20 protein-coding genes are annotated in these 18,907 nt (G+C 68.7%); 6 read left to right on the top strand and 14 right to left on the bottom strand.

Features of this window, described 5'->3' with window-relative positions:
* Nucleotides 1–986: 986 nt before the first annotated feature.
* The 3 genes from ACIQFZ_RS38345 to ACIQFZ_RS38355 all read right to left on the bottom strand — a co-directional run bounded on the left by ACIQFZ_RS38345 (nucleotide 987) and on the right by ACIQFZ_RS38355 (nucleotide 3,376).
* On the bottom strand, nucleotides 987–2,063 hold the full coding sequence (locus tag ACIQFZ_RS38345) for a tyrosine-type recombinase/integrase (RefSeq protein WP_402693408.1): 1,077 nt from the start codon (nucleotides 2,061–2,063) through the stop codon (nucleotides 987–989).
* Nucleotides 2,064–2,545: 482 nt separating this feature from the next.
* On the bottom strand, nucleotides 2,546–3,151 hold the full coding sequence (locus tag ACIQFZ_RS38350; protein WP_402693409.1) for a hypothetical protein: 606 nt from the start codon (nucleotides 3,149–3,151) through the stop codon (nucleotides 2,546–2,548).
* 81 nt (nucleotides 3,152–3,232) lie between these two features.
* Nucleotides 3,233–3,376: a hypothetical protein gene (locus ACIQFZ_RS38355; RefSeq protein WP_402693410.1), complete on the bottom strand. Its 144-nt coding sequence runs from the start codon at nucleotides 3,374–3,376 to the stop codon at nucleotides 3,233–3,235.
* A 575-nt stretch (nucleotides 3,377–3,951) separates the two neighbouring features.
* Between ACIQFZ_RS38355 and ACIQFZ_RS38360 the strand changes: the two genes are divergently transcribed.
* Complete coding sequence (locus ACIQFZ_RS38360; RefSeq protein WP_402693411.1) at nucleotides 3,952–4,293, top strand: helix-turn-helix domain-containing protein; 342 nt, start codon at nucleotides 3,952–3,954, stop codon at nucleotides 4,291–4,293.
* A gap of 11 nt (nucleotides 4,294–4,304) precedes the next feature.
* Here the strand turns inward: ACIQFZ_RS38360 and ACIQFZ_RS38365 are convergent, their stop codons facing one another.
* The 4 genes from ACIQFZ_RS38365 to ACIQFZ_RS38380 all read right to left on the bottom strand — a co-directional run bounded on the left by ACIQFZ_RS38365 (nucleotide 4,305) and on the right by ACIQFZ_RS38380 (nucleotide 8,057).
* The gene (locus ACIQFZ_RS38365) at nucleotides 4,305–4,529 is read right to left on the bottom strand and encodes a hypothetical protein (protein ID WP_402693412.1); all 225 of its coding nucleotides are present in this window, start codon (nucleotides 4,527–4,529) and stop codon (nucleotides 4,305–4,307) included.
* A gap of 238 nt (nucleotides 4,530–4,767) precedes the next feature.
* The gene (locus ACIQFZ_RS38370) at nucleotides 4,768–6,309 is read right to left on the bottom strand and encodes a hypothetical protein (RefSeq protein ID WP_402693413.1); all 1,542 of its coding nucleotides are present in this window, start codon (nucleotides 6,307–6,309) and stop codon (nucleotides 4,768–4,770) included.
* 100 nt (nucleotides 6,310–6,409) lie between these two features.
* Nucleotides 6,410–7,162, bottom strand: coding sequence for an SDR family NAD(P)-dependent oxidoreductase (locus ACIQFZ_RS38375; RefSeq protein ID WP_402693414.1), 753 nt, complete (start codon nucleotides 7,160–7,162; stop codon nucleotides 6,410–6,412).
* 124 nt (nucleotides 7,163–7,286) lie between these two features.
* Nucleotides 7,287–8,057, bottom strand: coding sequence for an SDR family NAD(P)-dependent oxidoreductase (locus tag ACIQFZ_RS38380; RefSeq protein ID WP_402693442.1), 771 nt, complete (start codon nucleotides 8,055–8,057; stop codon nucleotides 7,287–7,289).
* An 86-nt stretch (nucleotides 8,058–8,143) separates the two neighbouring features.
* Here ACIQFZ_RS38380 and ACIQFZ_RS38385 point away from each other — a divergent pair, with 86 nt between their 5' ends.
* Nucleotides 8,144–8,740, top strand: a complete 597-nt coding sequence (locus ACIQFZ_RS38385; RefSeq protein WP_402693415.1) for a TetR family transcriptional regulator — start codon at nucleotides 8,144–8,146, stop codon at nucleotides 8,738–8,740.
* A gap of 278 nt (nucleotides 8,741–9,018) precedes the next feature.
* Here ACIQFZ_RS38385 and ACIQFZ_RS38390 read toward each other — a convergent pair whose 3' ends face one another.
* Nucleotides 9,019–10,053 (bottom strand): IS110 family transposase, encoded by a 1,035-nt coding sequence (locus ACIQFZ_RS38390; protein ID WP_402693416.1) that lies wholly within the window; start codon nucleotides 10,051–10,053, stop codon nucleotides 9,019–9,021.
* A 1,059-nt stretch (nucleotides 10,054–11,112) separates the two neighbouring features.
* A complete protein-coding gene (locus ACIQFZ_RS38395) occupies nucleotides 11,113–11,673 on the bottom strand; it encodes a hypothetical protein (protein WP_402693417.1) in 561 nt (186 codons plus the stop codon).
* Nucleotides 11,674–12,449: 776 nt separating this feature from the next.
* Between ACIQFZ_RS38395 and ACIQFZ_RS38400 the strand changes: the two genes are divergently transcribed.
* Nucleotides 12,450–12,698, top strand: coding sequence for a transposase (locus ACIQFZ_RS38400; protein WP_402693443.1), 249 nt, complete (start codon nucleotides 12,450–12,452; stop codon nucleotides 12,696–12,698).
* Nucleotides 12,699–12,718: 20 nt separating this feature from the next.
* Here ACIQFZ_RS38400 and ACIQFZ_RS38405 read toward each other — a convergent pair whose 3' ends face one another.
* Entirely contained in the window at nucleotides 12,719–13,210 is a 492-nt protein-coding gene (locus ACIQFZ_RS38405) for a DUF6368 family protein (RefSeq protein ID WP_402693418.1), read from the bottom strand.
* Nucleotides 13,211–13,678: 468 nt separating this feature from the next.
* Here ACIQFZ_RS38405 and ACIQFZ_RS38410 point away from each other — a divergent pair, with 468 nt between their 5' ends.
* The 3 genes from ACIQFZ_RS38410 to ACIQFZ_RS38420 all read left to right on the top strand — a co-directional run bounded on the left by ACIQFZ_RS38410 (nucleotide 13,679) and on the right by ACIQFZ_RS38420 (nucleotide 15,932).
* Complete coding sequence (locus ACIQFZ_RS38410) at nucleotides 13,679–14,302, top strand: hypothetical protein (RefSeq protein ID WP_402693419.1); 624 nt, start codon at nucleotides 13,679–13,681, stop codon at nucleotides 14,300–14,302.
* Nucleotides 14,299–14,637: a winged helix-turn-helix domain-containing protein gene (locus ACIQFZ_RS38415; RefSeq protein ID WP_402693420.1), complete on the top strand. Its 339-nt coding sequence runs from the start codon at nucleotides 14,299–14,301 to the stop codon at nucleotides 14,635–14,637. Before ACIQFZ_RS38410 ends, ACIQFZ_RS38415 begins: the two co-directional genes overlap by 4 nt.
* An 89-nt stretch (nucleotides 14,638–14,726) precedes the next feature.
* Entirely contained in the window at nucleotides 14,727–15,932 is a 1,206-nt protein-coding gene (locus tag ACIQFZ_RS38420) for an alpha/beta hydrolase family protein (protein ID WP_402693421.1), read from the top strand.
* 61 nt (nucleotides 15,933–15,993) lie between these two features.
* Here ACIQFZ_RS38420 and ACIQFZ_RS38425 read toward each other — a convergent pair whose 3' ends face one another.
* The 4 genes from ACIQFZ_RS38425 to ACIQFZ_RS38440 form a co-directional block, all read right to left on the bottom strand.
* The gene (locus ACIQFZ_RS38425; protein ID WP_402693422.1) at nucleotides 15,994–16,326 is read right to left on the bottom strand and encodes a DUF4158 domain-containing protein; all 333 of its coding nucleotides are present in this window, start codon (nucleotides 16,324–16,326) and stop codon (nucleotides 15,994–15,996) included.
* A gap of 425 nt (nucleotides 16,327–16,751) precedes the next feature.
* Nucleotides 16,752–17,477, bottom strand: coding sequence for a hypothetical protein (locus tag ACIQFZ_RS38430; RefSeq protein ID WP_402693423.1), 726 nt, complete (start codon nucleotides 17,475–17,477; stop codon nucleotides 16,752–16,754).
* 3 nt (nucleotides 17,478–17,480) lie between these two features.
* The gene (locus ACIQFZ_RS38435) at nucleotides 17,481–17,972 is read right to left on the bottom strand and encodes a SigE family RNA polymerase sigma factor (protein ID WP_402693424.1); all 492 of its coding nucleotides are present in this window, start codon (nucleotides 17,970–17,972) and stop codon (nucleotides 17,481–17,483) included.
* Between the two features lie 251 nt (nucleotides 17,973–18,223).
* Nucleotides 18,224–18,877, bottom strand: a complete 654-nt coding sequence (locus tag ACIQFZ_RS38440; RefSeq protein ID WP_402693425.1) for a DUF6461 domain-containing protein — start codon at nucleotides 18,875–18,877, stop codon at nucleotides 18,224–18,226.
* Between the last annotated feature and the right edge of the window lie 30 nt (nucleotides 18,878–18,907).

Raw genomic sequence — 18,907 nt, forward strand, 5'->3', positions numbered from 1 at the left:
TGGCAGTACTGGACACGTCCCGGCGTTGTCAGGGCCGCTCTCGCCCTCCCCGGCATCACCCGGATCAGGCTGCCCTCAGCTTCAACCCCACTGCTACGACAGCGAGTTGGTGCAGGCCTTCCACCTCCACTCGAACCAACAGCGCCTCACGGCGCACCCAAGATCTGTGCCAGAACCCACGACTCGTGGACAAAGCCAGCAGGGCGGTGGCCAGCTCGGGCCGCTCGTCCCTGGGGCGATGGTGCCGGACTGGGCCTTCTCCACGAACAGCTTCGCCAGACGGCGACGCCCGGACCGCGTAAACCACCCACCGTGGCCGCGCTATGGCGGCGTCCATCTACCGATCAGTTGCCGGACACCGAGGCCCAAGTCGGCCAGGCTCCGGTCGGCCGTCGGAGCCCCGCTGCGGGTCGAGCTAGCCAAGTCTGGTGTGATGCCGCCCACTTGAACATTCCAGGCCGGAGACGCTGGCAGCGAGGTTCCGAGGCAACGCGGGCCGTCAACGTGCAAAAGGGCGCCCTACACGCGGGGAGAGCCTTCGATCTGAAGAAAGAGTCCCGTTTCTGTAGGACATTGCCATCCCGAAGTGGCCAACAAGCCTTAGAAAGCAAGGTATTTTGGAGCACGCAGAGCCCACACCGGACCTTCGGGCGGACAACCTTCAAGGCCGGGCGGGCTCTCGTGAAGTCACCATGCGCCTATACACACGGAGACCGTTATGACTCATCCTACGGGGCCAACCTCTGCACCACAGAACCCTCTCGATCGGCCACGGTCCGGCTCCAGAGTGCGCCGTCGGGCGAAGGTGCTGGCCTGGCGGGCTCTGTTGGGAGCCGCCTACGCCACGGGCGGCGCGGTGATCACCCTGGCCCTCAAGTTGGCCATCACCTGGATGTGATGGCACTGGCCCGGCCATGCGGCCGGGCCTCCGGACGTCTCGGCGTCCAAGCGCATGAACGCCCACAGGATCGACACGTGGTCCACCTCTACAGCCCGATGCCGTACAGCGGGTTCGTCTCGTCCCACATCCCGGCCTGCTCGAAGTACCCGGCCAGGGACTTGGAGCCGTCGACCCAGCCGCCGTGGCGTCCGGTCTCGATGAGGTCGGCGCCGGCCTGTTTGGCGGCGGTGGCGAAGCCGCGGCGCAGGCTGTGTCCGCTCCAGCGGGGTGGGAGGTCGGGCAGCAGCTCGGTGGGGACGGTCAGGCCGGCGCGGGCGGCGGCCCGGGTCACCGCGTCTCCGATGCCTTCGCCGGTGATCCGGCCGATGGGGTCGCCGATCGGCAGGCCGTTGCGGTGCATCGGGTGGGCGATGCGGCCGTGCCGGTCGATGCGCAGGAACAGCGGGCCGACCGGTGGGCGGCCGTGCTCGATCAGGCACTGGCGCCAGGCGCGGATGGCGCGGACCGGGCAGGTGGCTGGGTTGGAGCCGTAGGGCATGCCGAGCGGGCCTTCGTGGTTGACCTTCGGTCGCCAGATCTCGACGGCCAGGCCCTCCTCGACCTCCTCGAGGTCGGTCCAGTCCAGCAGCCGCAGTTCGGAGCGGCGGGCGGCCAGGGCGAAGCCCAGCAGCAGGACGGCGACGTCCCGGCGGCCGATCGCGGTGGTGGTGTTGGTGGCGGCGACCATCTTCCGGAGCACGGGCGGGGTGGCGGCGGCCGCCCGGCGGGGCCGGCGGCGTGGGTCCTTGCTCTTCTTGCGCTCGGCCTCGTGGCCTTTGAGCACGCGGCGGGCGCCGACGGTGGAGGGCTTGGGCAGATCGGCGGCGCTGTGCGCGACGGCGATGGAGGCCAGCGCCCGGCCCATGGTTCCGGGGCTCTTGTCCTCGCCCTTGAGGTGGGTCATGTACTCGGTGAGGGTGTCGCCGGTCGCGGGCAGGGCCTGGCGGCCGGTGTCTGCGCACCAGGTGGTGAAGCGCGCCCAGTCGCCGGCGTAGCCGCGGCGGGTCTCGGCGGGGATGCCCTCCTCGACCGCGGCGCGGGCCTCGTCCGACAGCGCGCCGATCCGGCTCGCCGGGACGACGGCGGAGACGGCGTTCTCCACGGCGATGGGTGTGGTCTCCATGGGCGGCTCCCTGGGGCACTTCTGACTCTTGTTAAGGCAAGTTACCGGGAGTCAGAGAGTCTCCACATCGAGCCGTCAGCGGCAGATGGTTGAGGGCAGGTCAGGAGGAGGGGCGGGGCGGATCCTGATCGGCGCGGCCGCCGGCTCCAAGGATCCGCCGCGGGCTCGCGGAAGTCGCCGGGTGGGCCCCGAGCACTCCACGAGTCCGTAGCTCGTCTAGATCGGGGAAGCGGGCCCCGGGGAGTTCGTCGAGAAGGTCGGCCTGGGCGGCGCGGATGCTGTGCGCGGAAGCCTCGGGGCCGGTGCCAAGGGCGCGGCGGACGGTCACGCCGATCATCGTACGGGCGGTACAACGTACACGGCCCTGGGCGCCCTGCACCGAGCACGGTGTCCGGGAACGGCGTTCAACAACGCGAGCCCTGGTCCTGCAGGGAAGCCCGGGTGCGCAGCAGGGCGACACTGTGGACACCCGGTACGGAAAGTCAGCTGTCGACCAGGGCGCTGATCAGTTTGCGGGCCGCCGCTTTGGTCAGCCGCTTCGCGGCCGTGGTAGTCCGCTCCCTGGGAGCACGCGGCTTGATGTCGGTGCCCTTGACGGCCTTGACGAACTCGGCGTCGAATCGCTCCTTGCCCACCTTCTCCGCGAGGCTGGAGAGGTACTTCAGCTGCGCGGGTGTGGCCGGCTCCTGCTTCGCCGCAGCCTTCCGCTTTGCGCTCTCCTCACGGATCCGTCCGTAGTGCTCGTCGTTGGCCGCCTTGCGCTCCGCCTCGGCTTCCGGGCTCCGGCAGGTGACGTACACCCTCTCGTACGAGGTCTGGGTGCCAGGCTTGCCAGTGACCGCCTCCCACAACGCGTTGGTCGTCAGCGCTGACTCGTCCACGCCCTCTGTCAGGCCGGGGCCCACCAGACCGTAGTAGCCAGTCTTGCCCCGGGGAAGGACGGTGAACCCGGCCGGGACGGCGTGCGCAGTCAGCCAGTCCTGCTCGCACCCGCAGTGAGTAGCGTGGTAGCGGCTCCATTTGGACTCCAACGGCTCGTACACGAGACGGTCGCCGTAGTACTTCGTATCCCTCGCGAATCCCGACACTGTCGCAGTGTCCCACCGTCGCAAGACACCAAGAAGGCCCGCCCGAACCTCGACGGTTCCAGCGGGCCATCCTGCCTTGAATCAGCAGTGTGGAGCGTAGTTGCGCCACTTGTCCCCGGAGCCGGGCGAGCCGTTGCCCGAGGAATTGACGTACACGGCGGCCGCGTAGCCGTAGACACCGGTGGCGGCGTTCCTTCCGCGCACCCACACCGTGCTGCCGGACACGGATGTGCCGTCCGTCCAGCAATCCACGTTGAAGCTCTGCAGTCTCTGCCCCTGGCCCACTGCCGTGCAGGAGGTGGAGGCGCAAGTACGGATGTTCACTCCGTTCTCAAGGAAGAAACCGCCTGTCGCCGCCTGCGCGGGTCCGACCAGCGTCACTCCGCCGAGCGCTAGCGTGGCACCGGCGACCACCGTTGCCCGAAGTGCGTTCCTACGCAGAAGTACCGCTACCGCCAGCTTCGCGCGGTGTACTGCTCGCATGTCTCACCCTCCCCAATTAGCCCACGTGTTCCCTGACGTAGGCATGGCAGAAGCATGGAGGGGCGATGCCCTGCCCGGAAGGACAGCTCTGAGTCATTCGCAAAGGAAATGACGCCTTTTACACTTGCAGACGGGGGTGCGCTCGTATAGTGGGTCTTCAAACGCGCACCGAAATGGGCCCTCAGATAAGGGCCCATTCTTATAATCTCCGCAGGTCAGGGGGGCAACAGCCGCAGCGGACTGTTACCCGGGCCGGGCAGGAGAGCCCGCCGCCGACCCGGAGCCCGGGGCGTCAGCCGGGCAGGCCCAGGTTGCGCTTGTCTCGACGATCCCCCACCACGCCCGGTGGTCGTCTGGTGTTCCACGTCTTCGCGGCGCTCGCGGAGTTCATCCGCGAACTGATCGTGCAGGGCACCCACGAGGGCCTGGCTGCGGCGCGGGCCTGCGGTGAACGGATCGGCCGGCCGCCCGCCATGACGGACGAACAGGTACGGCACACTCGCGGCCTCCTAACCGATCCGGAGAACACGGTCACGTCGACTGCCAAGCTCCTGGGCGTCTCGCGGACGACGATCTACAAGTACGTGCCGGAGCTGGCGGCGGGCCGTGACTCTCTATTGACGACTGCTCCCCGGGCGGGACTGCCTGCCCCGCGCTGATCCGGCGCCTGTCAGGTCGCCGAGGCGGACGGCTCCTCGTCGGCGCGGCCGCCAGCTCCGAGGGTCCGCCGAGGTTGGGGGAACGTCGCCGAGGGGGCTCCTAGCACGCCCCGGGCGCGCAGCTCGGCAACATCGGGCAGACGGACTCCGGGGAGGGCATCGAGTAGGTCGGCCTGGGCGGCGCGGATGCTGTGCGCGGCTTCGGGACCGGTGCCAAGGGTGCGGCGGGCTGTCACGCGGTCATCGTAGGCGGCGCTTGTGCCCCTCGGGATTCGTGGCTTCGTTCATCGCATGCACCGGCTCGAGTCGGCGGACGAGGAACATTGGAACGAAAACCGGCGCCTGCGGGAGGAGTCCACTCTCCCGCTCCCGCAGGCGCGGCACGACACAGAGGGGGCTGTGAGCGTTACAGGTCCGACTCTGCGGGCGGGAGCTCGGTCTCGCTGCGGTTGTGCAGCCAGCGTAAAGGGCCAACTACCGGCGCCGGGCGGGCTTTTCGGCGCGGGCCCGGGCCAGGGCCGCCCGGTGCGTCTCCTCGGCCTCCGACCGCGTCAGGGGCATATCGAGACGGCGCCGGTCCTCCATCTGCGCCTCGTGCACGGCCTCCGGCTCGCGCGACGCCCAGCGGCGCGGCTGCTCCTGCTGCGGGCGCGGTGCGTACCGGTCCAACCCCCAGCGGCCGGACAGTTCGGCCCGCTCGGCTTCCCGTGCCAGCTCGGCCTCCGCCGCAATCCGCGCGGCCTCGCGGCGCCGCTCCTGCTCGCGCAACTCGGCCTGGCGGTCACGCAGATCCGCCGGCGCCGCCTGGGTGGCCATGATGCGGGCCCGCTCGGCAACAGCGGTCGGGACGCGGTCCCACCTCGTGACGTGGTCGGCCTGGGCGACGGTCCGCCAGCGGCCGCCGTAGCCGTGGGCGTTCCTCCGGGCGTTGATGAGGCGCCACAGCCTCCACGCGGCCAGGCGGCCCACGTCGTCCACCCCGGCCACGCTGCTGGACAGCAGCTCGACCAGCTCGCTTTCGGTGGATCGGCGCAGTGCGATCCGAACCGTGCACTGCAGGTCAGACCATGCGGAACCGTTGTGCCAGCGTCCAAGCTCGTCCCAGTGCCCGGAGGGCAAAAGAACCTTCCCGTGCCCCAGTTGGGCCCGCCAGGCGTGCCACGCACGCCGCAGAACCCTGTCCGCCACGACGCTGGGGTCGTCACCGGACAGGAACGCAGGCTTCTTTCCAGGCGCCGCCGAAGGCGTCGTTTTTGCTTGTCCCATCTCGTTTGACCAGCTCAGCCTCCTACTACCGGCAGAGAGAAGACCAGATAGTGGTGAAACCCCCCTCGCGTTAAGAGGGGACGTTTTGCCATTGGTGATCAGCCGCTGAGTCAGGGCCTCGGCACGGTCGCGGTCGGCCACAGCCCAGCACCGCAGATCCTGCGGCCCGGCGTCCTTGCCCAGAGCCTTGGCGGAGCGGCGGATGGCCTCGGCGGCTACGGCCGCCGAGGAGTCGGCTGGGTGCTCCCAACGCGGAGCGGCGTCCAGCTCGGCGGCGCCCTCCTCGTCCACGGCCACGACAGCGGGCTCGCCGGACAGCACCGCGGCGTCGGCGGCGTCGGTGAGGCGGCCGTACCGGACGTCCTCGTAGGGGTCCTCAAACCCCGGGAGGTCCCAGACCTTCAGCTGCTGAGCCAGGTCATCCGGGAGGCCCTGGGGGATGGCGTCGGTCCGCAGCACGAGGGCGTAGACGGCCCGCCGGCCGGGGGCCGGGGCCACGACTCGGGCGGCGAACCCGCAGCGATACAGGCCCTTCAGGTCGTCCCAGAACCGGTCCTCCCCTACGCCGAACTGCCAGGCGTAGCGGGCGGCCAGCGTCATGCCTCCGTCCGTACGTCCGGTGCCCCGCTGGCCGACCACACGGCCGGTCGCGGGGTCCAGCTCCTGCTGCGAGAGGAACCGGGCCAGGCGGTACTTCGTCGCGGGCAGCGCGCCGCGCCCGTACGCCAGTTCCGTAATCCGGTACCACATGGTCAGGCTGATGTGGGGAAACCGGAGTACCGCGACGGCGTTGTGGGGGTATCGCCGAGATACGGGTCAAAGGGGCAATGAGTTGAACTTGAAGCCCTGTTTATCGCTGTGCCGTGGCGGCCAGGCCGATCTGCTCGGCGCCCAGACGCCACTCGAAGCGGTCGCGCTGCTGACTGAGCCGGAAGTGTGCCTCGGCCACGTCGGCAGCGTTGATCCGCTCGTCCATGACGAATCCGGCGGGCAGGTCTGTGCGGGCGCGCTCCTGGTCCGGGTCGCTGTAGAGGGGCGGGTGGTCCAGCGGCAGGTAGCCGACGTGGATGCCGGAGTCCGCGAGTTCGTCGTGCAGGTGCTGGGCGAGCAGCCGCAAGGCGGCCTGCGGGGCGCCGATCGCCGCAGTGCCGGGAAATGCCTTGCGGTCGGACTGCCCGCTGGTGAACAAGACCGTTCCCCGGGAAGCACGCAGGTAGGGCAGTGCGGCCTGGGTCGCCTTCAAAGCACTGACGACGCGGGCGTTGAGGAAGTCCATCAGCAAGTCGGTGGGGATGTCGGCGGCCGCGACGTAGCCGCTGCCCAGCGGGCCGGGGACCGCATAGTGCAGCACGTCGATCCCGCCGGTCTTCTCGGCCAGGGCCGTAACTGCTTCGGCGAGCTGATCGGGGGTCCCTGCGTCGGCGGCCGCCCCGTACGCCTGGATTCCCTCCGCCGTGAGGTCGGCGATCATCTCGTCCAGGCCTGCCTGGCTGCGGCGGACGAGGCCGACGCGGTAGCCAGCGCGGCCGAAACGACGGGCGACTTCCAGGCCCACTCCGGGACCTGCGCCGACGACGACGATCGTCTTGTGCGTGTTTGCCATGTTCCTGTTCCTTGTTCTTGTTGCTCGCCGCTGATTGCGACTGGTGGGTCGGGGGCGTTCTCCGCGCCCTGACGGCCAGGCCGGGTGGCAGACCAGGCTGTTCAAGGGCCGCCAGGCGGTGCGGTCACATGTGGGTGCCGCCGTCGATGCGCAGCTCGGTGCCGGTGACGAAGGCACCGTCGTCGGAGGCGAGCATCGCCACCACACCGGCGACGGTCTCGGGCCCCGCCATACCCGCACCGAGGGCCGGGGTGTGCTTGGCGTACAAGCTCATGTCGGCGTCCTCCGGCAGTCCCGGGCCGCGGCCGGTGGTCATGCCGCTCCTGATCGAGCCGGGCGCCACCGCCACGGCCCGCAGGCCGCGCCCGGCGTACTCGCCGGCGATGGCGTGGGTGAAGGACTGGATACCGCCCTTGGCTGCGGCGTAGGCGGCCATGTAGGGGTGCGTAAAGCTCGCCGAGGTCGAGCTGAAATTGACCACCACGCCCCGTCCGGTGGCCAGCAGCTCGGGCAGGGCTTCGCGGGTCACCAGGAAGGTCCCGGTCAGGTTGACCTGCAGGATCTCGTTCCACTCGTCAAGGCTGGTCTCGTGCGTGTGCGACGAGCGCAGGATGCCCGCAGCGTTGACCAGGACGTCCAGCCCGCCGAGTTCGGCCACGGCTGCCGATACCCCGGCGCGGACAGCGTCCTCGTCGGCGACATCCACCACGGCCGTGATCAGCCGGTCCGCCGTGCCGTACTCGGCGGCCTGGGCGGCGGTGGCCTCCAGCCCTTCCTCGCCGCGGCCCAAACCGACGACCCGGCCCCCCTCGGCGAGTATCCGGTGCACCACGGCCTGCCCGATGCCCGATCCAGCACCGGTGACCAACACCTTCCGGCCCTCGAAGCGCTCCATCATCGTTCTCCCATTCCTTCTGGATGTCACGTCATGACACCTAGTCCTAACGAGACACCTTGGCATTTTACGCCTAAGATGGAGTGGTGAACCTCACCGAGCGCCGCAAGGCGGCCACCGAACTCGAACTCGCCCGCATCGCGGCCGCCCTGTTCGCCGAACGCGGCTCCGACGACACCACCGCCGAGGCCATCGCCGAGCGGGCCGGGATGAGTGTGCGCACCTTCTTCCGCTACTTCCGCACCAAACAGGAGGCTGTCGCCCCGCTGCTGTCGTTCGGCGCGCAGCGCTGGCGACAGCACCTGAGCGACCTGCCGCGCGAGGTGCCCCTGACGGATGCGCTGGAACAGGCGACCGCGGCGGCGATGGCCGACTGCGAGAACAGCGAGTCCTTCGCGTGGACACGCGGCCTCCTGCGCGCCGCCGAAGGCGACCCTGCCCTAGGCGCCGTATGGGCGGGCGTCAACCAGGAGTCCGAGAGACGCCTTGTCCCTCTGCTGGCCGACCGCGCCGGCACCGACGATCTGCACATCGCCCTGACGGCCGGCGCGGCCACAGCCGCAATCCGCATCGCCGTCGAAACCTGGGCACTCAGCGACGACCGCACCAGCCCCACGGAGTCGCTCGCCGAACGCGCCATCACCTGCATGCGCGCCCTCACCGCCGGACTCCGGCTCTCATAAATGAGGGGAAGCGGCCCTCGGTCGCCACCCTCTACCGCATCCTCGCCGAGGACTCCGACAGCACCGAGTGAGGTCGGCCTTCAAGGCTTCAAGATCAACTCATTGCCCCTTTGACCCGTATCTCGGCGATACCCCCGAAGGGTGTCAACCTTCGATCCGAAAGCTACTGGTGGGTTACTTGTCACCTGGTTCGCGGCTCGTTAGCGGCTCACCAAGAACCGAGGCCGGCGTCCCATGCGGGACGCCGGCCTCGGCCCGCCTCATAGCGCCTCTGTGTGTCAAGCGGCTTGAGTGAGGTGGTTCCGTCGGTCTCGTTTCATGATCCGGTAGACCACGTTGGACAGGCGTCGCTTGAGAGCCCTGCGAGCCTCCGAAGGCGTCTTCCCCTCAGCGATCTTGCGGAGGTAGTAGTCCTGCCCGCGCCCGCCGTCGCGGATCTGGCAGACGGCGATGGTGTGCAGGACCGAATTCAGCGCGCGGTTGCCGCCGGTATTGAGCCGGTGGCGGACATTGTTGCCGCTGGAGGCGTCCAGAGGTGCGCTGCCGGTGTAGCTGGCGAAGTGGTGCTCGGTGGGGAACCGGCTAATGTCCCCGATGTGGCCGAGGACCTTCGCGGCCAGCACGGTGCCCAGGCCCGGCAGGGTGGTCAGCGTGGTGCGAGTCGCAGCGATGGCCTCGCGCATTTCGGCCTCGTTGTCCTTGACCTGCCGGTCCAGTCTGCGCAGGTCGGCCAGCAGGTCACGGGCTATGTCACGGCGACAGTTGTCGGTGGCCGTGACCGGCCTGATGCCCTTCATCAAGGCGGCGGCCTTGAGGGCCGACAGGCCGGTGGGTGCTCCGCCGGGCAGGAGATCACGCAGGACGGCGTGGAGTCGGTTGAGGACGCGGGTGCGCTCGTGGACCAGGTCGTCCCGCCTCTCGGTCAGCAGCCGAAGCATCGTGGTCTGGTCTTCCTGGACGACGGGGCGCAGGTCATGGCGGAAGAGGGCGACCTGGGCGACGTGGAGGGCATCCTTGGCATCGGTCTTGCGGTCTCCGCCGGTGGCCAGCAGCCGGGCCCGGGCCGACAGGGTGGAGGGCACATCGACCACGTTCTCGCCCGCGGCGGCCAGCTGCTGAGCGAGCGAGCGGCCCAGGCCGCCGGCGCCCTCGACAGCGAAACGACGGTCGGGCCACTGCTCACACCAGCGCATCAACTGGCGGAAGGTTCCGGCGTTGACGACGAACCGGCGCTGGGCCACCTGGTGACCGGCGGCATCGACGGCGACGGCGGTGTGGGACGACTTGTGGGGATCGACACCGATCAGGATCACAGGCTGCTGCCCTCGCACTCGATGAGACAGGAAGGGGAGTGCGGTGGGCACCCTGACTTGAAGTCACTGCGTCACCTTCATGCCTCTGTCGAGCCACACCGCGCGGGTGCCGGTCGGCGGCGGCACGCTATCAGTGAGCCAGCCCGAGGGCGGCAAGGAGCACTGCGGGCCCGTGCCGACCGGCACCCTGGACGCTACGGCTGCAGACCGAGCATCTGGGGTCGATTCAACAAGTCAGGAGCCCGGCCACAGGTCCCATCACAGTCTTGCTGACGCCCGACCGGCCCGTGCGATCCCTCGCGCATCGCACGGAAGGACAGCAGTACCCAGGATGGCAGATCAGATCGCGGTGGTCGGCGGCGTGGACACCCACACCGACTTCCACCAGGCAGCGGTGATTGACACCATCGGCCGGCACCTGGCCACCGCTCCGTTCCCCACCACCCCGGACGGCTACTGTCGCCTGCTGGAGTGGATGCGCTTGCACGGTGATGTGCTCACCGTCGAAACGGTGACGATGACGGAGCCAGGTTGCAGGTGTTGTCGTGGACCTCGCTCCGTCCCCATGGGGGCCGCAGCCTTGTCTGTGCAGAGGAGCACCAAGGCTACCTGGCCCCTGGTAGAGGGCTATTTATCCGTTGTTGGTCTGCTCGAACGTGACGATCTCTGCTACTGGATCGGCTGGTACCGGAGCTTCGTGGTTGTCAATGAGAAGTCCCGCTTCCCGCGCCGAGTCCCCTGGCAGCACGCTGGGGAAGGAGCGTTTCATCGTCACCTCGTATCCGTGCGGCCCTGTCACGCGCACTGTGACAGAGAAGTACATGGCCCTTCGCGACGGGTTAGGGATGTGGATGGCGGGTGTAGACGCCGAGTTCGTTCGGGGTGAGCCGAATCTCAATGTCGCCGAACGTGTAGACCTTGGTGTCTCCTTCTCTCGTCGGCGCAGCGGCAGGCGCCGCACGTCACCGGCAGCGCGTGCCGTCAGAGGAGTTCGAGGCGGGCGACCCTCTTCCGGGTGCCGGCGCAAATGTCCTGCCGAGACATCCTTCTCGTGCTGCCTCAGGGGCGTTGTGCGTTTTGCAACCGCTCGACCTGCCGGTTGACCAGATCGGCGGGGAAGGACGCGCTGCCGCCGACGTTCAGCTTTTGGAACGTCACGATCGTGTTCCCGGCCCGCACCACGGTGAACTGCTCGTTGCGCTCCCCTCCGTGCTCAGGGCCCATGGGGGCGGTCTCCCGGAACCGCACGGCTTCGTCCCCAACGTCTGGAGCCTGTTCCATCGTCAGCGTGGACTTGAACTTCCCCACCCAGCCTGTGCCTTCATACGAACGGCAGGAGCCGAGTGCCTGCTTGAGCTGCACGAAGGCCTGCTGGGCCTTCCCGTCTTCGTAGGCGGCAAGCGTCGAGCCGCCACCCCAGATGTCCCCCTTCCAGTTGAAGACCTGAAGGACAAGGGTGGACGCGCCCTCCCCGTTGCGAATGTCGAGCATGGTCTGGCAAGTGGGGTCCGACACCGGCGGGAAAGAGCGCTGTTCCTCTTTCGGCTGGGGGTCCCGCACCGGAATCCCGGCCTCGTGGGCTCCCGCAACCTCGCCCTCCTTGAAGGTGAGCGCCCGCAACTGTGTCCGTGTCAGAGGCGCTACGGCGGCCTTGGCCGATGCGGTCGCCTGCGGTCCCACCGAGTCTGGTCGTGCGTCTGGCCCTGCGGAGCACCCGGAGGCCATCAGGACTCCGGCAATCACAGTGCCGAGTGCCGGCACAGGCCGCAGCGCGCGGACGTACATGGATGTTGCCCCAAGGGTTGTGAGAGTGCGGACGCCGACGGTAGCCGTGCTGGGTCGTCCATGACCAGCGAATTGCTTACCCGCTGCCGGGTACCTTCGGCGCCCCCTGCGACAATGCCGCGATGACGACGCTGGTCATGGGGCAGGGGAAGGGAACAGCGTGGTTCTTCGTGGGGTGCTCGCACTGATCGCGGGCAGCGCTTTCATCGTGGTGGCCTGCGGCTACCGTGGCGTGGACATGTGGGCATGGGACTGGGCGGACGTGATGTTTTCGCCGCCCGGGCCGGGCCGATGGCGATGGGGGGATACCTGGACCCTTGGACGGTTCAGACTGCAGTGCGGGGTCATGGGAGTCGTGTTGGTGATCATGGGTCTGGTGACAGTGACGCGCTGACAGCGCGGTAGACGGAGAGTCTCTGTCTTCGGCTGCGCATCAGGCTCTCCGCTGCCTGCTCGCCCTCCTCTTCCCCAATCCACCACTCTCCCCAGCTCTCATCCCGTACGCCGCTACGGTCCCGCAGTCGGGAACGGCGCCCCCTCCATCCCGGTGCCGGCCTATCCCCCGCCGGAGGCTCTGTTCTGACTGGGGCCGCGTACGCGGTGATCGACTCATGGCCACCGGCCCTATCCACCATTGGGCGCGCGTCGGCGTAGCGCGGGCGGAGCGGGACGACCTACCCAGCCTCCACACGCTCGCCGCTGGCATAGATCGCGACCGCGACGCTGTGATCGCCGGCCTGACCCTGCCCTGGAACTCCGGTGTGGTCGAAGGACACGTGAACCGGATCAAGATGCTCAAACGCCAAATGTTCGGCCGAGCCTGCTTCAGGCTGTTGCGCAAGCGGGTACTACTCGCGTGAGCCAGCTGGACGACTTCCGGTTACTTCAGGAGCCGGAAACCGGGCTGTTGGGCCCACGCTCTGAGGAATTCCGCCGAGCCGTAGGCGGCAGGCCACGGCTCCGTCATCGTTGCGACGATGCCCGGAAGGTCGGCCACGATCGGCACCTGATCCTCTCGGAGTTCGACGTTGGCGATGCCGCCAATCACGTCCATGACGGCGGCGGTCAGCAGGGCCGTGACCACGTGATCGACCGGACTGTTACAGAACGCGATGACGTCGACGGCGTGGGTCGGGGTGAAGCCGATGAGAGCTGCCTGGTCGACTTCGTAGGCCTGCTCGGCCTCGAAGATGGCCTCGTCGCCGATGCCGGGCCCCATGAGCGAGACCATGACGGGCCGAAGTCCGTCGACGCCCCTGGTGTCCGTGAGGCCGAGGCTTGCCGCGTGGATGTTCAGGTCGTACTCGCCGACCCGCATCTCCTCAAACCGTGCCGAGGAGCGGACCAGAAACTTGCAGAGCCGCTGGATCACCGCGCGGGGGGGCAGCCTCCGCCAACTCGATTACCAACACCGGTCCGCTCATGACCCGGAGCCTAGCCAGCCGGGACTGTCACCCCAACTGATTACTCAACGTGCCCGCGTCGCTGAGTAGGCCCGGAGCGCGGTGCCGGGATTGCTCCCGGTCCGTTTCTTCGGACCTCTCGCCGAACCCGCCGTGCTCCTCTCAACGCAACGGGCTCTCCACGGTCTCTGCCGTCAGACGGGGTTCTCAGGCTGCCATGGGTTGGGGATCGTGCTGGCCGGTTTCTCGGGACCTGACCTTGGAGTGCACACGGATTTCTTGCCATAACTAGTTTGTAATGCAAAGCTGATGCCATGACAGACGCATCAGTGCCCTCGCCGGGCACTCCCCGCGAAGTCCTCGCCGGCCTTGGTGACCTGACTCGCCGGGTTCGTTCCGCGCAGCGTGGCGCGTGGTTTCCCCTTCTACTGCTGGGTGTGCTCACGCTGGGCGGGATCCTGGTCGGCCACTTCACCTTCAAGATTGAGACTGTGCCCTGCCCGGCGACCGACCCTGCGGCAGGCACCGGCTGCACCCTGGTCACGCAGGGCTCGCCGGTCTACTGGCCCATCGGGCTCGCCCTCGCCTACACCGCGACGGCGTTCTTCTACATTCGCCGATCCCGCAACCGCGGAGTCGGCACCCCGGTCCGGCCGTACATCCTCACCGGGATCGCGCTGGTCGGTCTGGTGACCGCCACCGAGATTTGGAGCATCCGCCACGGGATGCCGCAGCCCGGCGAACAGCTCGACTTCTGGGGCCTGCACTTCGACACCGCCTCCGGGGTGACGAGGTTCCTTGAGCGAATCACCGGGAACGCCACAGCCGTTGGGCTGCCGCTGCTGGTGCTGTCCTGGGTGGAACGCAGCCGCACCCTGCTGCTGCTCACCGCGGTGTACCTGGCCATTGAGCTGGTGCCGCTCACCACCGGCTGGGCGGGGATCCCGTTCACCTCGTCCTGGTCCGCCGTGCCCCGCTTCGGCGTACCCGGTGTGCTGCTCCTGCTCGGCGCGCTCGGTTTCGCTCTGGCCGAGCTGTCCCGTCAGCGCGACGCCTCATGACCGATCAGCCCGACCCGCACCCCGTCACCGGCCTGGACGACGTGGTCCACCAGCGCGTTCGCCTCGGCATCCTCACCGTCGCCCACCAGGCGCGCCGGGTCGAGTTCGGCTTCCTGCGCACGGCCCTCGGCCTGACCGCCGGAAATCTCAGCCAGCACCTGGCCGTCCTGGAGAAGGCCGGACTGGTCGACATCGAGAAGGGCTACGAGGGCAAGCGCGCCCGCACCTGGCTCTCCCTCACCCCCGCCGGCGACCGCGCCCTGCAGGACGAGGTCACCCAGCTCAAGCGACTCATCCACCAGATCGAGCACGGCAGCTCAGCCCCGGAGTCCTGATCTGGACTCCTGCAAACCATGGAGGCCGTGAGCGGCTCCCGCTGACGTCCGGCGAACCGAACACCGTCCAACAAACCTGGGGAGGACACGTGACCATCACACCGGTCACCAAGACGGACTTGACGCGCCGCCGCATGCTCGCAGCCGCGCTGGCCGCGGGGGTCGGGGCCGCCGTGCCGATCAGCACAGCGCGCCAGGCGTGGGCGGCTCCGACCGCCCCTGCCCCAGTGCAACTCACGCTGCCCAGGCCTACCGGGCCGCACCCGGTGGGCACAGTGCCGCTCCACCTCGTCGACACCTCACGTCCGGATCCCGTGGCCGGCCCAGGGCATCACCGCGAGTTGATGGCCAGCGTCTGGTACCCCGCACGCAAGACCGGATACCTGCCGCACGTCCCCTGGATGACCGAGCGCGCGATGCGGGCGTTCCTGGCAGACGTCGGATTCCCCCTCGACCCCGCCCTCGGCCCGCTCACCGCCGCACACGTGGGCGCGCCCGTGCACCATACGGGCCACCGCCTGCCCGTCATCGTGTACTCGCACGGCTCAGACAGCCACCGCGGCGACCACACCATCACGGTCCAGGAACTCGCCAGCCACGGCTACGCCGTGGTCACCGTCGACCACACATACGACGCGTTCAGCGAATTCCCCGACGGCCGGCTCACCGTCCCGGCAGAGGTCCCGCCGTTCCTGGGGCCACGGGACTACGCCACGGACATCCGGTTCGTACTCGACGTCGTCGAGGGCCTTGCCGCCGGGCGCAACCCCGACATCGACGGCAAGCCACTGCCCCAAGGCCTGCTCGGCGCCCTTGACCCGCAGCGCATTGGCGCGTTCGGCTGGTCGAAGGGCGGCACCGCCACCGCGCTCACCATGCTCGCCGACCAGCGCGTCCGAGCCGGGCTCAGCCTCGACGGCCCGATGCAGCCGACCATCACCACCGACCTGGACCGGCCGTTCATGATGATGACCGCCGTGTTCACCCGGGCCGCCATGCCGGACGTCGCCGAGCTCTGGACGCACCTTCGCAGTTGGCGGCTCAACATCCAGGCCGACGGGGCCATCCACCGCTCATACGGCGACTACGCGACGCTGATCCCGCAAGCGGGCAAGATCCTCGGCATGACCTCCCAGCAGATCCAGGACATGATCGGCACCCTCGATCCGGCCCAGGCGGTACGGATCCAACAGGCATACCCGCTCGCGTTCTTCAACCTGCACCTGCGGCAACGCCGGACGCATCTGCTCGACGGCCCGACCGCGGCCTTCCCAGAGGTGAAGTTCATCCCGTGAAGCGTCGGACCGCGCGGTGCGCGCTCTGACCAGGATCGCCAGGAATGCGTGCATCTCCTACTCAGCCTCGCCGAACTCGCGATAACCGAAGGAGTCTCGGATCTCCCCGGCGTGCTCGGTACCGGTTCTGCTTCCGCATCCCGTACCCGGACCGCTCGGTCGAGTCGACGCCCAACTGATCGGCCGCGAACCGCACCACCACACCCGATACCACGGCCAGATCCTCGGTCGGGAACACCCCGAGCATCCACACCGAGCCCCACAGCACTGCGAAGCCGAGCCTGTTCGCCGCCGACCGCTTCGCCTTCGCCGCCTCCAGCCCCGGCCCATTCAGGCGGAAGAACTGCTCCAGCTCGTCGGGCGTCGGCTCGGCCGCGAACCGGCCGCGGCCCATGCGACACTCCGCGGCCCCAGCAACCGCTGTCGGCTTCCGATTCCTTGGGGGAGCCCACGGCTGGGGGAGTGTCATGAATCAGGCTCTGGCCCGTAGTCGGTGGTGACGTTGAGTAGCCGTCCGTGAAGCGTGGTCGCGCGCAGACAGTTGTCGGAGGGGTTGTCGGCGGGGATGTCGGCCTGGTTGGGGGCGGTGTTGCCGCTTCGTGACCCTGGTCGGGCTTTCGTGGTCGAGGCCAGCTGTTGCCCTGGCTGGCACGCGCGGCGCCGGGCAGGACGGCGCTGCACCGTGCAGAAGGAGCGGGCCGATGACGGCAGACGTGGATGCTGGCGATGCTGACCCAGTACCGGATGGCGACCACCGAGCAGATGCACCTCGTCCTCAGTCCTGGGGTGCGGATCGAGCAGACCCGACGTCGGTTGCGATCAGTGGCTCGCGAGGCGCTCCACTTCGCTGAGCGGGACGGTCTGGAAGCCCCCCTCCGCAGCGCGTCGGTACGAGTCGCTTCCGGGGATCTCCGCCAACGGACCGGAGTACGGCAGGGAAGGCCGTCCCTCCTCCTTCCAGCACCCGGCGGTGCTCAGGACGACCTGCCCGTCCACGACCGGTGCCACCCGCATGTAGGAACCCTCCGGAGCACCTTCGGCGGACTGGGGCGCGATGATTCCGAAGAGGCTGCCGTCGCGGGCCCAGAGCGATCCGGTGGGCGTGCCGGGCACCGGGCCGCCGTCGGGGCCGGCGTCGCTATCCAGCCAGACGGTGCTTCCGGAGCGGATCTCCGGGCCGCTCAGGGTCCTGACGTCGGTGAGGCGCATTTCCGCGTACACCGGACCGGAGTCGGATGCCGAACGACCCGTCAGGACCCCCTTCGCGAGGACGACCGAAAAGCCCTTCTCCCGGGCAGTCGTGAAATTCTCCTCAAACGGGTCTACCACGCATCCGCTTGCCCCCTCCACCGCGGTGCTCGCGGTGGGCGTGCCGAAGCCCGCGGACCAGAGCGTGATCACACCCGCGGCGACAACGGCTGCGCCCCCGGTGGCGAGGACGCGCCGGCGGGCCCGCTTCCTGCGTTTGGTCTGCAGTGCGGCGAGCACGGCCTCCGGGTCGGGGGTGTGGGCGGCGAGGGCGTCGGTCAGGTCGTCCACGTCCACAGGTCAGCTCCTCTCGGTGAGGGTGTGAGCGGAAAGTCGCAGTGCGGCGCGGGCCTGGGAGAGGTGGGAGCGCACCGTGGCGCTGCTGCAACCGAGCGCCTGCGCGATCTCCTGGTCGTCCTGGTCGAGCAGATAACGCAGGACGACGGCCACCCGCTGGCGCGGTGTCAGTCCCGCCAGCAGTCGGTCCACCTCGTCCCGCCGCACCACGGCGTCACTGGCATCGGGATCCGCCCGGTCCAGCACGGCGGCGTCCCCGCTGGGATCGGTCCGCCGCCGCTTGGCCTTGCGCCGGTCCGACAGATGGGTGTTGACCACGATCCGGCGCACGTAGGCGACAGGATTCTCCGTCGCGGAGATCCTGCGCCAGCGTGAGACGACCACCAGCAGCGCATCGGACAGTGTGTCCTCGGCCAGGTGCGGATCACCGGTCAGCGCACCCGCGAAGCGGCTGAGCCCCGGAAGCTCAGCGCTGAGGAACTCCTCGAGCGTCACGATGTCGGCTACCTCCTCATAAGCGCCGCTCGGTGACGGCGTCCCGGTGAATAGACGTCACGGCCCCGATCTTTTGTGCAGGATCGGAGCGGCCGGATTCCGGAGACCCGCATCCATGACGCTCGGGGCCGGCGAAGCGACGAACCCGTTTGCGGCGGCGCGTCGGCCTACGCACCCTCACCACCAGCACACTCAGCCGCGCGTCCATGAGACAGAGGCCAGAACTGGATACTTCGCTTGTTGAGGCCGGTTCACTCCTCGGCCGGTTCATCCAGCACATGGCCGAGTTGGCACTCGGCATCGTGGAGCATTTCTTCCGTCACCCGCACACCGGTTAGCCGCTCGGCGAGCGCGAGGACCGCCGCCTTGCTCTCGACGCGCACGCCGGTGTCGCCCTCGTCGTCGGAGAGATGGAAACCGACCTCACGCATCACCGAGTTGAGGGCGTCGGGGGTGCTGCCCTCTCTGGCCGTGGGCCACTCGAAGGAGGTCCGAAGCTTCCCGTCCTCGTACCAGTGGAACAGGTGGATGGGCTTGCCTCCGTTGCTGGAATGCACCACGGCGCGCCCGCCCGCCGACAGGGCTTCCAGGAAGCGCGGTTGCATCGCCACGCCGCCGTCGAAGTGCAGGACAAGTGTCCAGTCGCCGCCCGCGCCTGGCACGGTGAGCACGCCCGCGATGAAGGACTCGTAGGAGTAGTCCGTCGCTTCGAACAGTTCCTCCTGCTGCTCGATCAGCGCGTCCACGCCCGTGCACGTGCCCTGCGGCTCCGCCTGCATCACCCGCAGCACCTCCCCAGGGGCAACGCCGCGTACCAGGGTCAGGGTGTACCCGGTCCCCAGCGCGTAACGGAAAAACGGGGAGGAACGCATCCAGGCGTAGTCATGCGCGGTCACCGAAGTCATGCACCGCAGTCTGCCTGCCACCACTGACAC

The organism is Streptomyces sp. NPDC093064, assembly GCF_044754605.1.
Taxonomy (GTDB): domain Bacteria; phylum Actinomycetota; class Actinomycetes; order Streptomycetales; family Streptomycetaceae; genus Streptomyces.